This window comes from Pseudomonas sp. MEJ108, assembly GCF_030208985.1.
Taxonomy (GTDB): Bacteria; Pseudomonadota; Gammaproteobacteria; order Pseudomonadales; family Pseudomonadaceae; genus Aquipseudomonas; species Aquipseudomonas fragariae.
Map to the genome: position 1 here is coordinate 1 of NZ_JARVSW010000009.1, position 16,785 is coordinate 16,785.

A 16,785-nucleotide genomic window follows, 5' to 3' on the forward strand; every position below is an offset into this window, starting at 1 on the left:
TGCGCAACGGTGGGCGGCGGTGGTCGGTTGGCAGCTCCAGCAAGGCCGGTGCGCCGCTCAGGTGCTGCCGCCAGAAGTCGACCTGCGTTTGCAGCGTCTCGCCCTGCAACCACTGCCGCTGCCACGCGGCGTAGTCGACATACTGGAAGGCCAGTGCCGGCAGAGGGTCGGCCAGCCCCTGGCTGAAGGCCCGGTACAACGTACCGATTTCGTGCAGCAGAACGCCCGTCGACCAACCGTCCGAAACGATATGGTGCTGCGTCACCAGCAGGATGTGCTCCGTCTCCGACAGTTGCACAAGCCGTCCGCGAATCAGCGGCCCCCTCGACAAGTCGAACGGCGCCAGCGCCTCCTCGCCAGCGAGCTGCTGCACCGCCTCGTGTTGCGCTGCGCTGTCCAGAGCGCGCAGGTCATGAGTGACCAGGGCGAAACCCTGGGTCTCCGGCGCGATCACCTGGATCGCCTGACCCTCGTGCAAGGCAAAATGGGTGCGCAGGGTTTCGTGGCGCGCCACGATCCGGTCCAGCGTGGCCTGCAAGGCCTCGCTGTCCAATCGGCCGCGCAAGCGCAGCCCCGCCGGGATGTGATAGGCGGCTCCCGCCGCCCGATCCAGTTGATCAAGGAACCACAAGCGCTGCTGCGCCCACGACAGCGGCAATGGCAGATCGCGGTCGACCAGCGTCAACGGCGTCTGCGCCGAGAGCCGGGCGTTCGCCACCTGACGTGCCAGACCTTGCAGCGTCGGCTCGGCGAACACATCCCGCAGTGCTACCTCGACTTCGAAGCGCTGACGCAGACGCGAAACCAGTTGCACCGCCAGTAAAGAATGGCCACCCAGTTCGAAGAAGTGGTCATGGCGACCCACCCGCTCCAGCCCCAGCAACGCCTGCCAGATCTCCGCCAGCGCATGCTCGACTTCACCTGCCGGCGCCTCGTAATCACGGCTGGCATAAGCGTCGTCCTCCGGCGCCGGCAATGCCCGACGATCCAGCTTGCCGCTCGGCGTTTGCGGGAAACGCGCCAGCGTTACGAAGGCACTCGGAATCATGTATTCCGCCAGCCCTTGCGACAGCTGCTCGCGCAACTGCGCCGCCGACAACACGGCGCCTTCCTGCGCCGTCAGGTACGCCACCAGGCGTTTGTCGCCGGGACGGTGCTCGCGCGCCACTACCACCGCCTCCCTGACCCCGGGGCAAGCCGCCAGCTGCGACTCAATCTCGCCCAGCTCGATACGGAAACCCCGGAGCTTGACCTGATCGTCGTTGCGCCCCAGGTACTCGATATTGCCGTCCGCCAGCCAGCGCCCCAGATCGCCGCTCCTGTACATCCGCGCTGTCGGCTCGGCACTGAATGGGTCGTCCAGGAACCGCTCCGCCGTCAGTTCCGGCATATTCAGATAGCCACGGGCAACCCCCGCACCGCCGATATGGATCTCGCCAATGACCCCGATCGGTACCGGCTGGCCATGTGCATCCAGCAGGTAAATCCGTGTATTCGCGATCGGACGGCCTATCGGAAGTGAATGACCCGCTTGAACAGCGCTGTCGCACAGGTAAAAAGTAGAGTCACCCGCCGCTTCCGACGAACCGTAGAAATTCAGTATCGTGGCCGAAGGTAACCAGGCGCGAGTGCGAGCAAGCAGGGAGGACGAAAACACCTCGCCACTGCAAACGATCAGCCGCTTTTCTGGCGAAACTTGTCGGTTCTCTATTCTCGACAGTTCTTCCAGCAGTGAAGGGACAAGAACCAGACGGGTCAACTGATGCTCTGTAACCGCCTGCCATAGCTGTAGCGGATCCCTGGAGGCCAGCGGCGACACGATATGCAGTTGCGCGCCAAACAGTAAGGGCATCAGCGTTTCAGTCACCGAATCAAGAAAACTGATCGACGTTTTTTGTGCATGCTTTTCGAGTCGCTGACCACCGAAAGTGTTATGCATCCAGTAAAGACGGTTAACCATGGCCTGATGTGGACCGCCCACGCCTTTGGGTTTACCGGAGGAACCCGAGGTATAAATCACATAGGCCAGGTGCTGCGGCGTGATGGCCGGCACCACGGGATTGTGTTCAGGTTCAACCTCCCAGTCGCCCTCTTGCAGATCGAGCGTCCGCACCGCCAACTCGCCCAGTAACCTCCGGGTCTCGGCCTGCACCAGCACCGCCACCGGTGCGCTGTCCTCAAGCATGTAGCGCAACCGCTGCTCCGGATACGCAGGGTCAAGCGGCACATATGCACCACCTGCCTTAAAAATACCCAGCAAGCCCACCACCATTTCCAGGCTGCGTTGCGCACAGATCGCGACCCGATCATCCGGCTGGATACCCAGGCCGATCAGATAATGTGCCAGTCGATTCGCCCGCGCGTTGAGTTCGCCATAGGTCAGGCTTCCGGCGTCATCGACCACCGCGAGGGCATCCGGTTGTTGTGCCACCTGTTCCTCGAACAGTTGATGGATCAACGTGTCCGCCGGGTAGGCCGCTGCCGTATCGTTGAACGACTCCAGTACCTGCCGACGTTGCTCGCAGGACAGCAGCGGCAGTTCTCCGACCGATTGCTGGTCATCCGCCACCATGCCTTCCAGAAGTACCTGCAGGTGCCCCGCGATCCGCTCGATCGTCGCACGCTCGAACAGATCGCTCGCGTATTCCAGAGAGCCGATCAAACCGCCATCCGCCTCGACCAGCGCAAGCGACAGGTCGAACTGGGCCGTCGTGTGCGGCGCTTGCAGCGGCTCCAGGCTCAGCTCCGGCAGGCTGAGTTCGCCGCCGCCCGGGGTGTTGTTCAGCGCCAGCATGACCTGGAAGATCGGGCTATGGCCCAGGCTGCGCGGTGGTTGCAGCGCCTCGACCACCTGCTCGAACGGCAGGTCCTGATGCGCATGCGCCGCCAGCATGACCGCCTTGACCTGCTCCAGCAACGCCGCCACGCTCAGGCGCCCTTCCGGCCTGATGCGCAGCGCCAGTGTGTTGACGAAGAAGCCGATCAGCGACTCCAGTTCGCTGCGCGGACGATTCGCCACCGGCGTGCCGATCACCACATCATCCTGCCCGCTGAAGCGGCTCAACAGACTCGACCAGCCCACCAGCAAGGTCATGAACAGCGTCGCACCGTGACGCTGGCCCAACTGTCGCAACCCCGCCGTCAATGCCGGGCTCAGGGCCAGGCTCACCCTTCCACCTGCGTAACTGCGCAACGGTGGGCGGCGATGGTCGGTTGGCAGCTCCAGCAAGGCCGGTGCGCCGCTCAGGTGCTGCCGCCAGAAATCGACCTGCGTTTGCAGGGTTTCGCCCTGCAACCATTGCCGCTGCCACGCCGCGTAGTCGACATACTGGAAGGCCAGTGCCGGCAGAGGGTCGGCCAGCCCTTGGCTGAAGGCGCGGTACAACGTACCGATTTCGTGCAGCAGAACGCCCGTCGACCAACCGTCCGAAACGATATGGTGCTGTGTCACCAGCAGGATGTGCTCCGTCTCCGACAGTTGCACAAGCCGCCCGCGGATCAGCGGGCCGCTCGACAAGTCGAACGGCGCCAGCGCCTCCTCGCGAGCGAGCCGCTCTACGGCCTCGTGTTGCGCCGCGCTGTCCAAAGCGCGCAGGTCATGGCTCGCCAGGGCGAAACCTTGGGTCTCCGGCGCGATCACCTGGATCGCCTGGCCCTCGTGCAAGGCAAAGTGGGTGCGCAGTGCTTCGTGGCGCGCAACGATCCGGTCCAGCGTGGCCTGCAAGGCGTCGCTGTCCAATCGGCCGCGCAAGCGCAGCCCCGCCGGGATGTGATAGGCGGCTCCCGCCGCCCGGTCCAGTTGATCAAGGAACCACAAGCGTTGTTGCGCCCACGACAGCGGCAATGGCAGATCGCGGTCGACCGGCGTCAACGGCGTCTGCGCCGAGAGCCGGGCGTTCGCCACCTGACGTGCCAGACCTTGCAGTGTCGGCTCGGCAAACACATCCCGCAGCGCCACCTCGACTTCGAAGCGCTGACGCAGACGCGAAACCAGCTGCACCGCCAGCAACGAATGGCCGCCCAGTTCGAAGAAGTGGTCATGACGCCCTACCCGCTCCAGCCCCAGCAACGCCTGCCAGATCTCTGCCAGCGCATGCTCGATTTCACCAGCAGGCGCCTCGTAGCCACGGCTGGCATAAGCGTCGTCCTCCGGCGCCGGCAATGCCCGACGATCCAGCTTGCCGTTCGGCGTTAGCGGGAAACGCGCCAGCGTTACAAAGGCACTCGGGATCATGTACTCCGCCAGCCCTTGCGACAGTTGCTCGCGCAACTGTGCCGCCGACAACTCGACACTTTCCTGCGCCGTCAGGTACGCCACCAGGCGTTTGTCGCCGGGACGGTGCTCGCGCACCAGCACCACCGCCTCCCTGACACCGGGGCAAGCCGCCAGCTGCGACTCGATCTCGCCCAGCTCGATACGGAAGCCGCGGAGCTTGACCTGATCGTCGTTGCGCCCCAGGTACTCGATATTGCCGTCCGCCAGCCAGCGTCCCAAATCGCCGCTCCTGTACATCCGCGCCGCCGGCTCGGCACTGAACGGGTCGTCCAGGAAACGCTCCGCCGTCAATTCCGGCAGATTCAGATAACCCCGGGCAACCCCCGCACCGCCGATATGAATCTCGCCGCTGACCCCGATGGGCACCGGCTGGCCGTGTGCATCCAATAGGTAAATGCGTGTGTTGCCGATGGGGCGGCCAATAGGAATCGAGCGCGAATTGTCGGACAGCGCATGGATCTCATAGGTGCTGGCAAAGGTCGTTGTTTCCGTTGGTCCATAGCCATTGATCAGATGCCTCGGGCGATGGGCGCGGGACAAAACCTTCGCAACGCTCACTGGATCGAGCACATCCCCACCGACCAGGAGATATCGCAGCTTTGAGAAGGCAACGGCGAGTACATCGACATATTCATTGAACAATCCAGCAGTCAACCATAAAGCGCTCACGCCACCTTCAATCAATACATGGTTCAAGCGCGCGGGATTGAGCAGCGTCGCCTGAGACACAACCAACAGTTTCGCCCCATTGAGCAGCGCACTCCAGATTTCCCAGGTCGAAGCGTCGAAGGCCGTATTGGCGCCATGCGCAACGCAATCCTCTGTGGTGATCCTGGCATAAGGATTATTGATAACCAGACGCAGCACACTGCGGTGCTCAATCAGCACGCCCTTCGGCTCTCCCGAGGAGCCGGATGTATACATCACATAAGCCGGCATTCTCGACGTCAGCTCCAGGGCATCAAGATCCGGATTGCCACACGGCAGCCCACCGGTCCCTGAGGACAGGTCCACGCTGTCCAACACGACCTGCGGCACATTCACCGCCGGCAGGCATTCCTGCAGAGCCTCTTGCACCAGCACTGCTACCGGCGCGCTGTCTTCCAGCATGTAGCGCAATCGCTCAGGCGGATACCCAGGGTCCAGCGGCACGTACGCACCGCCCGCCTTCAGAATACCCAGCAAGCCCACCACCATTTCCAGGCTGCGCTGCGCACAGATCGCAACCCGATCATCCGGCTGGATACCCAGGCCGATCAGATAATGTGCCAGTCGATTCGCCCGGGCGTTGAGTTCGCCATAAGTCAGGCTTGCGGTTTCATCGACCACCGCGAGGGCATCCGGTTGTTGCGCCGCCTGCTCCTCGAACAGTTGATGGAGCAACCTGTCCGCCGGGTAGGCCGCTGCCGTATCGTTGAACGACTCCAACACCTGCCGACGTTGCTCACAGGACAGCAGCGGCAGTTGTCCGACCGCTTGCTGGTCATCCGCCACCATGCCTTCCAAGAGCACTTGCAGGTGCCCCGCCATCCGCTCGATCGTCGCGCGTTCGAACAGATCGCTCGCGTATTCCAGAGAGCCGATCAAGCCGCCATCCGCCTCGACCAGCGCAAGCGACAGGTCGAACTGGGCCGTCGTGTGCGGCGCTTGCAGCGGCTCCAGGCTCAGCTCCGGCAGGCTGAGTTCGCCGCCGCCCGGGGTGTTGTTCAGCGCCAGCATGACCTGGAAGATCGGGCTATGGCCCAGGCTGCGCGGGGGCTGCAGCGCCTCCACCACCTGCTCGAACGGCAGGTCCTGATGCGCATGCGCCGCCAGCATGACCGCCTTGACCTGCTCCAGCAACGCCGCCACGCTCAGGTGCCCTTGCGGCCTGATGTGCAGCGCCAGTGTGTTGACGAAGAAGCCGATCAGCGATTCCAGTTCGCTGCGCGGACGATTTGCCACCGGCGTGCCGATCACCACATCGTCCTGTCCGCTGAAGCGGCTCAGCAGACTCGACCAGCCCACCAGCAAGGTCATGAACAGCGTCGCACCGTGACGCTGGCCCAACTGGCGCAACCCTGCCGTCAATGCCGGGCTCAGGGCCAGGCTCACCCTTCCGCCTGCGTAACTGCGCAACGGTGGGCGGCGGTGGTCGGTTGGCAGCTCCAGCAAGGCCGGTGCGCCACTCAGGTGCTGCCGCCAGAAGTCGACCTGCGTGTGCAGGGTTTCGCCCTGCAGCCACCGCCGCTGCCACGCCGCGTAGTCGACATACTGGAAGGCCAGTGCCGGCAGAGGGTCGGGCAGCCCCTGGCTGAAGGCGCGGTACAACGTACCGATTTCCTGCAGCAGAACGCCCGTCGACCAACCGTCCGAAACGATATGGTGCTGCGTCACCAGCAGGATGTGCTCCGTCTGCGACAGTTGCACAAGTCGTCCGCGAATCAGCGGACCACTCGACAAGTCGAACGGCGCCAGCGCCTCATCGCGAGCGAGCCGCTCTACGGCCTCGTGTTGTGCCGCGCTGTCCAGAGCGCGCAGGTCATGGCTCGCCAGGGCGAAACCCTGGGTCTCCGGCGCGATCACCTGGATCGCCTGGCCCTCGTGCAAGGCAAAATGGGTGCGCAGGGTTTCGTGGCGCGCCACGATCCGGTCCAGCGTGGCCTGCAAGGCCTCGCTGTCCAATCGGCCGCGCAAGCGCAGTCCCGCCGGGATGTGATAAGCGGCTCCCGCCGCCCGATCCAGTTGATCGAGGAACCACAAGCGCTGCTGCGCCCACGACAGCGGCAATGGCAGATTGCGGTCGACCGGCGTCAACGGCGTCTGCGCCGAGAGCCGGGCATTCGCCACTTGGCGTGCCAGACCTTGCAGCGTCGGCTCGGCAAACACATCCCGCAGTGCCACCTCGACTTCGAAGCGCTGACGCAGACGCGACACCAGTTGTACCGCCAGTAACGAATGGCCGCCCAGTTCGAAGAAGTGGTCATGACGACCTACCCGCTCCAGCCCCAGCAATGCCTGCCAGATCTGCGCCAGCGCATGCTCGACGTCACCTGCCGGCGCCTCGTAATCACGACTGGCATAAGCGTCGTCCTCCGGCGCCGGCAATGCCCGTCGATCCAGCTTGCCGTTTGGCGTTAGCGGGAAACGCGCCAGCGTTACGAAGGCACTCGGAATCATGTACTCCGCCAGCCCTTGCGACAGTTGCTCACGCAACTGCGCCGCCGACAACTCGACACCTTCCTGCGCCGTCAGGTACGCCACCAGGCGTTTGTCACCGGGACGGTGCTCGCGTACCAGCACCACCGCCTCCCTGACTCCGGAGCAAGCCGCCAGCTGTGACTCGATCTCGCCCAGCTCGATACGGAAGCCACGGAGCTTGACCTGATCGTCGTTACGCCCCAGATACTCGATATTGCCGTCCGCCAGCCAGCGCCCCAGATCGCCGCTCCTGTACATCCGCGCTGTCGGCTCGGCACTGAACGGGTCATCCAGGAAACGCTCCGCCGTCAGTTCCGGCAGATTCAGATAGCCACGGGCAACCCCCGCACCGCCGATATGGATCTCGCCGCTGACCCCGATCGGTACCGGCTGGCCGTGCGCATCCAACAGGTAAATCCGTGTGTTCGATATCGGACGGCCGATTGGAAATACCGAAGACCGATAACAGTCGATATCGTCAATCAGTCTGTGCCAGGCCACCACGTCGCTACACTCCGTGGGCCCGTAACTGTTAATGAATTCGGGCCTCGGCTCGGGAAGCATTTCCAGCCTGGCGACTTGAATAGGCTCTCCGCCCAGTACCACCCGGCGAATGCTGTCGAGCTGTCTTGAATCGTTTGCATCGATGAGTGTGTTGAACGCACTGGGTGAAAGATTGATGTGGGTAATACACTCGCGTTGAATCTGCTCCAGCAGCACTTCGGGAATGAAAGCCTCTCTGGCCAGGTGCAGTGTTCCACCGACCAATAACGGACCGAGAATATTTTTTTGCGTCAGATCGAAGCTATAGGAGGAAACAAGCAGCACGGCATCATCGGAAGCCAGTTTCAGCTCGGCCAGATACCAGTGCATCAGGTTTAGAAAGCCCCTTTGCTCGATCAACACGCCCTTGGGTTGGCCGCTCGAGCCTGAGGTATAGATCACATAGGCCAGATGATCCGGCTTGACGGCTCGCGCCACTGGATCATGGTCAGCCTCAGCTTCCCAGCACCCGCCTTCCAGGTCCAGCAGCGGCACCGCCAACTCGCCCGGCAACGCCCGGGTCGCACTCTGCACCAGCACCGCCGCCGGCGCGCTGTCTTCCAGCATGTAGCGCAACCGCTGCTCCGGATACGCCGGGTCCAGCGGCACGTAAGCAGCGCCCGCCTTCAGGATCCCCAGCAAGCCCACCACCATTTCCGGGCTGCGCTCTACGCAGATCGCCACCCGGTCATCCGGCCCGATGCCCAGGCCGATCAGATGATGCGCCAACTGGTTGGCGCGCGCATTCAGTTGCGCATAAGTGAATGTGCGCGCCTCAAATACCAGCGCAATCGCTTCTGGCGTCTTTTCCACTTGCGCTTCGAATAACTGATGGACGCAGGCGCCTTGCGGGTAATCCACGGCCGTCGCATTCCACTCCTGCAGCAACTGACGCTCGGATCGCGGCAGCATCTCCAGACTGCGCAGCAACGACTCAGGTGAGTGTTCCAGCGCATCGACCAGACTCTCCAGCGCCGTCTCCATGTAAGCACATACCCGCTGCGGATCGATCCCCGCCGTGGCTTGAACGGTCAGGGCAAAGCCCTCGCCCAGATCGTCCACAGCCAGTGTCAGCGGATAGTTGGTTCGCTCATTCCAGCCCAGGACCTCGATTCCGCCCCAGGCGCGGTCTCCCTGCTCCGAGACTTGCGGCTCGGCGCTGTGGCGGTAATTCAGCAGCGCGCTGAACAGCGGCAACGGCGGAGCAATGGCGCTGCAGCGTTGCGCCAGCGCCAACGACGCATGTTCGTGACCGAGCAGCGCGGTCAGGCGGGCATGCGTGGCCTTCACCCCCTCACGCACGCCTTGCTCACCGACGTTCAGGCACAACGGCAAGGTGTTGATGAACATCCCCAACGAGCGGTCGGCGCCATCGCCCCCCTGCATGCGTCCCAGCAACACCGTACCGAATACCACGTCTTCCCGGCCCGACGTGCGCCCCAGCACCTGCGCCCAGGCCAGATGATGCAGGCTGGCAGCACTAACGCCCAGACTTTTGGCTTGCCGACGGATCCTGCCCGCCAGATCTGCGGACACCGCCTGCCTGGCTTGCTTGATGTCCCGACCATCGCCCTGCACATCGTGCAAACCGAATGGCAGCGTCGGTTCTGTCACCTGACCGAGCATTTCCTGGAAGAACGCTTCATGCGCCGCTTGGCTTACGCCCAATCGCGCCTGCGCCACATGATTGCGATAGGGTACCGAATCCGGCAGGCCGGCTGCCTGCCCCAGCAGATCCGCCTGCACCTCACGTTGCACCACTTCCAGCGCCATATGGTCCAGCACCATGTGGTGAAACAGCAGAATCGCCACCCAGCGACTATTCGCTTCGTCGTAGGCGTAAGCCATCTTCATCAAGGGCGCTTTCGTCAAATCCAGCCGAAAATGCCTGGGGTCGAAGCGCTCCTGGAGTTGCTGTTCGATGTCTCCGTCGGCCGCCTTCAGCGCCAACGCCTCCACGGCCAATGGCGCTTCGCGCCAGACTGTCTGAACCGGCTCGTCAAGCCCCTCCCACAGCACTGCTGTTCTCAAGATGTCATGCCTGGCAATCACGCCCTGAAGTGCCCGCACAAACGCCTTCAAGTGATCTTCGCTTGGCAGCGCAAAACGCGTATTTAGCAAATAGGGATCACCCTCGACCGACGCAAGGTGGTGGAACAACACCCCTTCCTGCAGTGGCGCCAGTGCATAGATATCCTGGACGTTCGCCGTCCCGCCTGGCACAGCACGCACAATCCGCTCGATGGCGTCCTCGCTCAGGTCCGCGAGCGGTAACATCGACGGTGTAATTCGTGTGCACCCGACCACGATTCCGTTGGCGGGTACTTCCACCTGATGACCGTTACCCAATACCTCGGCAAACGCCGAAAGGGTTGGCTGGGCAAACAGCATCCGCACATCCGCCGACAGTCCCGCTTGACGCATCCGGCCCATCAGACTGACGGCCAGTAGCGAATGCCCACCCAGCTCGAAGAAGTGATCGTGGCGACCCACCCGTTCGACACCAAGCAGCTCTTGCCAGATTTCGGCAAGCGCCCTCTCGACCGTCCCGCACGGCGCTTCGTAGCCGCGGCTCACATAAGCGTCAGCCTCCGGCACAGGCAACGCCCGGCGATTCAGCTTGCCGTTAGGTGTCAGCGGCCACCCCGGCAATTTCACATACGCGGCCGGCACCATGTACTCCGGAAGACTCGCCTGCAAGGCCGCCCGTAGCGTCTGCACCGCAATAGTCTCTTTCGCTTCTCGCGTCGTGTAATACGCGATCAGACGTTTATCACCCGGCGTGTCTTCCCGGGCAATCACCACCGCCTCTCCGACACCAGGGCACCCAGCCAGCTGCGCCTCAATCTCGCCCAGTTCGATACGGAAGCCACGGAGCTTGACCTGATCGTCGTTGCGTCCCAGGTATTCGATATTGCCGTCCGCCAGCCAACGACCCAAATCGCCGCTCCTGTACATCCGCGCCGTCGGGTCGTTGCTGAAACGGTCTTTCACGAACCGCTCTGCGGTCAGCGCATCACGATTCAAATAGCCGCGCGCGAGCTGTATACCCGCGATATAAATCTCGCCGCAGACGCCAACCGGGACCGGTTGCATGTGCGGGTCCAGCAGATACATCAGGGTATTGGCGACCGGCCGGCCGATCGGCACGATCCCCGCATGCAGGTCGGGCACACAGTGCCAGTAGGTGACGTCGACAGCGGCTTCAGTGGGGCCATACAGGTTATGCAATTGCGCATGTGCAAAGCGTTGCTCGAAGTGCTTTTGCAAACTATAGGGCAACGCCTCGCCGCTACAGAACACCTGCCGCAATGTGCTACAGGCCAGCGGGCCAGCCTGATTGAGGAAGCTCTGCAACATGGACGGTACGAAATGCAATATCGTGACACCCGAGTCTGCGATCAACCCGGCCAGATACTCGGGGTCCTGATGACCTCCCGGACGCGCGATCACCAATTGCGCACCCGCGAGCAAGGGTAGAAAAAATTCCCAGACCGACACGTCAAAACCGAACGGTGTCTTTTGCAAGACGCGGTCTTCGCGACTCAGCCGATATTGGTCCTGTGCCCACAACAGGCGGTTCACAATGGCGCGATGCTCGATCATCACGCCCTTGGGCTGACCGGTCGAACCCGAGGTATAGATCACATAAGCCAGGTGCTGTGGCGTGACCGTCGGCAACACACGATCATGCTTGGCTTCAGCCGCCCGGTTCACGCTTTGCAGATCCAGCACCGGCATTGCCAGCGCCCCCAGCAAGTCCCGGGTCGTACGCTGCACCAGCACCGCCACCGGCGCGCTGTCCTCCAGCATGTAGCGCAACCGCTCCGGCGGATACCCAGGGTCCAGCGGCACGTAGGCACCGCCCGCCTTCAGGATCCCCAGCAAGCCCACCACCATCTCCACACTGCGTTCCACACAGATCGCCACGCGGTCGTCCGGAGCAATGCCCAGTGACAGCAAGACATCAGCCACCTGATTGCTGCGTTCGTTGAGGTCCGCGTATGTCACACGCTCGTTGCCGCACACCAGTGCAAGCGCTTGAGGCTGCTGCTGCGCTTGCTGTTCGAAAAGTTGATGGACCAATAGATCCTGTTGCCAGGCATGATGTGTCGCGTTGAACTCGACAAGCACTTGCCGACGTTCGGTTTCGCCCAAAAGCTCGATCGCGCCCACCACCTGGCGCTCGTTCTCGACCATCGCACGCAGCACCCGTTCCAGATACGCCACGTAGCGTTGGGCCGTCTCGCGGTCGAACAGCGCCGTCGCATATTCCAGCGAACCGACGATCCGTCCCTCCACCTCCGCCAAGTCGAGGGACACATCGTACTTGGTGGTGCGTGCTACCGAATCCAGCAGCGTTAGCTCCAGCCCCGCCAACGCCAGTTCTGCCGGCGGCGTGTTCTGCCACGACAGCATCGCCTGGAACAGCGGGCTATGGGACAAGCTGCGCACCGGCTTGAGCAACTCCACCACCTGCTCGAACGGCAGATCCTGGTGTTCATACGCCTCCAGCGTGCAGGCCTTGACGCGACTCAGCAATGTCTCGACCGTCGGATCGTTCGACACATTCACGCGCAACGCCAGGGTATTGACAAAAAACCCGATCAGGCCCTCGACCTCAGCGCTCATCCGGTTCGCCACCGGCGAACCGATCACCACCTCATCCTGCCCCGACAAACGACTCAATACCGTCGCCCAGCCCGCCAGCAATGTCATGAACAGGGTCGTGCCGTGCCGCCGACTCAGCGCCTTGAGCTCGTGGCTCAGCGTCGCATCCAGCACCACGGGCACCGCATCGCCCGTATAGTCCTGCTGCGCCGGACGGACACGATCAGAGGGCAACATCAGCAATGCCGGCGCATCGAGTAGAGCGGTCTGCCAGTAGGTACTTTGCTTGTGCAATACCGCGCCGCTCAACCAGCCTCGTTGCCACACCGCATAGTCCGCGTACTGGATCGACAACTGCGGCAACGGGTCTGCCTCAGCTTGGCAACCGCTCGCGTAGAGTGCTCCCAACTCGCGCGTCAACACGCCCATCGACCAGCCATCCGATACGATGTGGTGCATCGTCAACAGCAACACATGCTCTGCATCGCTCAGCCGAACCAGACTCCCTCGAATCAGCGGTCCCTGCTGAAGATCGAAGCGCCCAATGGCTTCTTCGTTAATCAGTCGTGCCAACTCACTCGAGCTATCGGCATGCGTCGTGAGATCGTACTTGCGCAACGGGCAGCCTGTTTCCTCGGGATGGATGCACAGCTCTACGGCCTGATCCCCGGTCTGGACAAACGTTGTGCGCAGTACTTCGTGACGCGCCACAATGCGGTTCAACGCACGCTGCAAGGCCGCCTCATCCAGCGCGCCGACGATGCGCAGCCCCGCCGGTATGTGGTAAGCAGCGCTGGCACCTTCCATTTGCGCCAGAAACCACAACCGTTGCTGAGCAAACGACAGCGGCAGTCGCGCCTCTCGTGACGTTTGCACAATCTGCGGCAACGTATTGTTTTGTGCCTGCGCCACCACGCAGGCAAGCGCCTCGAGCTGCGGATGGGCGAATAACGCGGCCAGTTCCAACTCCACGTTCAAACGCTGCCGGACCAGGGAGATAAGCCTCATCGCCAGCAGCGAATGCCCACCCAGCTCGAAGAAGTGATCATTGCGCCCCGCCCGATCAACACCGAGCAGCTCCTGCCAGATATCCGCCAGCGCACGCTCGACTTCGCCTGCCGGCGCCTCGTAGTCACGACTGGCATAAGCGTCGTCCCCCGGCGCCGGCAATGCCCGCCGATCCAGCTTGCCGTTCGGTGTCAGCGGCCATTCGGACAATTTCACATACGCCGCCGGCACCATGTATTCCGGCAGCCTCGCCTGCAAGGCAGCACGTAACGTCTGTGCCGTAATCGCCTGTGCAGCTTCCTGCATCGTGTAATACGCCGTCAGACGCTTTTCACCCGGCGTATCCTCCTGGGCAATCACCACCGCGTCCCTGATGTCCGCGATCTGTCTCAGTTGCGCCTCGATCTCGCCCAGCTCGATACGAACTCCCCGGAGCTTGACCTGATCGTCATTGCGCCCCAGGTACTCGATATTGCCGTCCGCCAACCAGCGTCCCAGATCGCCGGTCCTGTACATCCGCGCCGCCAGTTCGGCACTGAACGGGTCATCCAGAAAACGCTCCGCCGTCAGTTCCGGCCTGTTCAGATAACCCCGGGCAACCCCTGCGCCGCCGATATAAATCTCGCCGCTCACCCCGATGGGTACCGGCTGGCCGTGCGCATCCAACAGGTAAACCTGCGTATTGGCTATCGGACGGCCTATGTGCAATACCGACTGCGTTGCATCGACCAGACCGGATGTGGCCACAACCGTGGTCTCGGTCGGACCATAGTTGTTGATCAGCGCAACCCGACTATCCGGATTGGGAAACTGACGCAACCGGTCTCCACCGATCAGCAACGTTTGCAGCGACGCCGGCTCGATCCCTTGGGCGAACGCAATCTCGGCAATCGGCGTAGGCAAGAAGCTCACATCCAGTTCTTGCCGACGCCACCATCCCAGCAGCACATCGACATCATTGCCAAGCGCTTGTCCAGGCAACAGCGACAGGCTGGCTCCCACGCACAGCGCTGGCCATAGTTCCCAGACGCAAGCATCGAAACCGACGCCCGCCACGCTCGAAACCCGCTTGCGATGGGTCAGATTGAACGCCTCGCAATGCCAGGCCACTAGGTTCACGAGATTGCGGTGCTCGATCATCACGCCCTTGGGCTGGCCGGTCGAACCCGAGGTATAGATCACATAAGCCAGGTGCTGTGGCGCGACCGTCGGCAACACGCAGTCATGCTCGGCTTCAGCCGCCCGGTTCACGCTTTGCAGATCCAGCACCGGCATCGCCAGCGCACCTAGCAAGTCCCGGGTCGTACGCTGCACCAGCACCGCCACCGGCGCGCTGTCCTCCAGCATGTAGCGCAACCGCTCCGGCGGATACCCAGGGTCCAGCGGCACGTAGGCACCGCCCGCCTTCAGAATCCCCAGCAAGCCCACCACCATCTCCACACTGCGCTCCACACAGATCGCTACACGGTCGTCCGGAGCAATGCCCAGCGACAGCAAGACATCAGCCACCTGATTGCTGCGTTCGCTGAGTTCAGCGTAGGTCACACGCTGGTCGCCGCAGACCAGTGCAAGCGCTTGAGGCTGCTGCTGCGCTTGCTGTTCGAAAAGCTGATGGACCAATAGATCCTGTTGCAAGGCCTGATGTGTCGCGTTGAACTCGACAAGCACTTGCCGGCGTTCCGCTTTCCCCATAAGCGCAAGCTGGCCAATCGGCGTCGATTCATGAGCGGCAACCGACTCCAGGAGCAGCGTAATGCGGTCCCGAATCCGCTCAACTTCGTCCGGGCGAAAGCAGGCCAGATTGAAGTTGAAGTCAACGACTACATCTTCATCCGAATAGTAATCACAGATAGCGATTGAGAGCGGCGTCTGATCGAAGCCGCTGTACATCCTGATCGCCTTCGAAGGGGCGCCGCCAAAGACAAAGTCTGCGTCAAATTTTTCGAATGAAAGCGTGATATCGAAGATCTGCTTGCGCCTGGAATGGCCAATATTCAGAGCACGATTCAGTTCGGCAATCGGGAAGTGCTCGTGGCGGTAGCAGCGTCGCAATTCGGCGGCCACATCGCCCATCAATTCGAGCAGGGAACGATTGGGGTCAACCCGTACGCCGACCGGGATGACAGAAGAAAACATCCCGATCGTCTGCTTCTGGCGGGCCGTCGTGCGGTTATGCAGGGGCATGCCGATGATGACTTCTTCTGCACCACCGACGCGTGAAAAATAGGCACTGACGACTGCAAAGAATACCGTGACAGGAGAAAGGCCATGCTCGGTGGCAACCGCGGCCACAGCATTGAACAGGTCACGCTTGATCGTCGAGCGAATATGACCGCTCTTGCACATCGAACCCACGGCATGGTCGCCGGACCACTGCAGCAGGGATGGCGGTATATGTGCGTAACGTTCGCGCCAAAACGACCGGTCACGCTCCAGGCGCGGCGAATTCAGATAGGCCTGGTCTTTGGCCAAGAAGTCGCTGTAGGAAGGGCCTTCCTCGAACGCGTCGATGCCCACCAGTAAATTGTTGTAGGCCTTCTCGACTGCATGGCAAAACAGCGTCACCCCTGCGCCGTCCATGACCAAATGATGGTAGCGGCCCAGCCAGTAGTGACGGGATGCACTGCACCGTACGAGCTGCGCCTCCCAAAGAATGCCTTCCAATGGATTGAACGGTCGGGAAAATGCGTGTTGAAGGTATTCCTGCGCTCGCTCGACACTGTCACCGTAGTCTGAAAAATCGACGAGCGCGAGTGTGATATCGACAGATGGCAGCACCCTCTGCCGGGCTATATCACCCTCTTGGAACAAGGCAAGCCGTAGCGCATCGTTATGCTTGGCAACGAGCTTGATAGCCTTCTCGAACATCGGAATATCGAGATCACCTTTGATCTCCAGCGTCATGCCGATGTTGTACAGCGGTATGTCCGAATTCGCTATTTGACCGAGCCAGATACCCTGCTGTACTGAGGATAGTTCATACGAGACATTGGAGTTGTTCGATACGTGTTGATGTGACGACGTCATGCGTAAACATCCCTGATTTTAATATCCTTTCGGGAGCCGAGTGACGATGTTCGCGGCCCTGCCGAATTCCTGTAGTGCTGACCAGGTTCCCTACAGAACTCGGTAGTTACAGCACAAGTTTGTCGCAGATAAACCGGTTG

1 protein-coding gene is annotated in these 16,785 nt (G+C 62.0%); it reads right to left on the bottom strand.

Annotated elements, in window-relative coordinates:
• The coding region (locus QRN50_RS04890) for a non-ribosomal peptide synthase/polyketide synthase (protein WP_285427502.1) at positions 1-16,645 on the bottom strand (16,645 nt) is incomplete at its 3' end.
• Between the last annotated feature and the right edge of the window lie 140 nt (positions 16,646-16,785).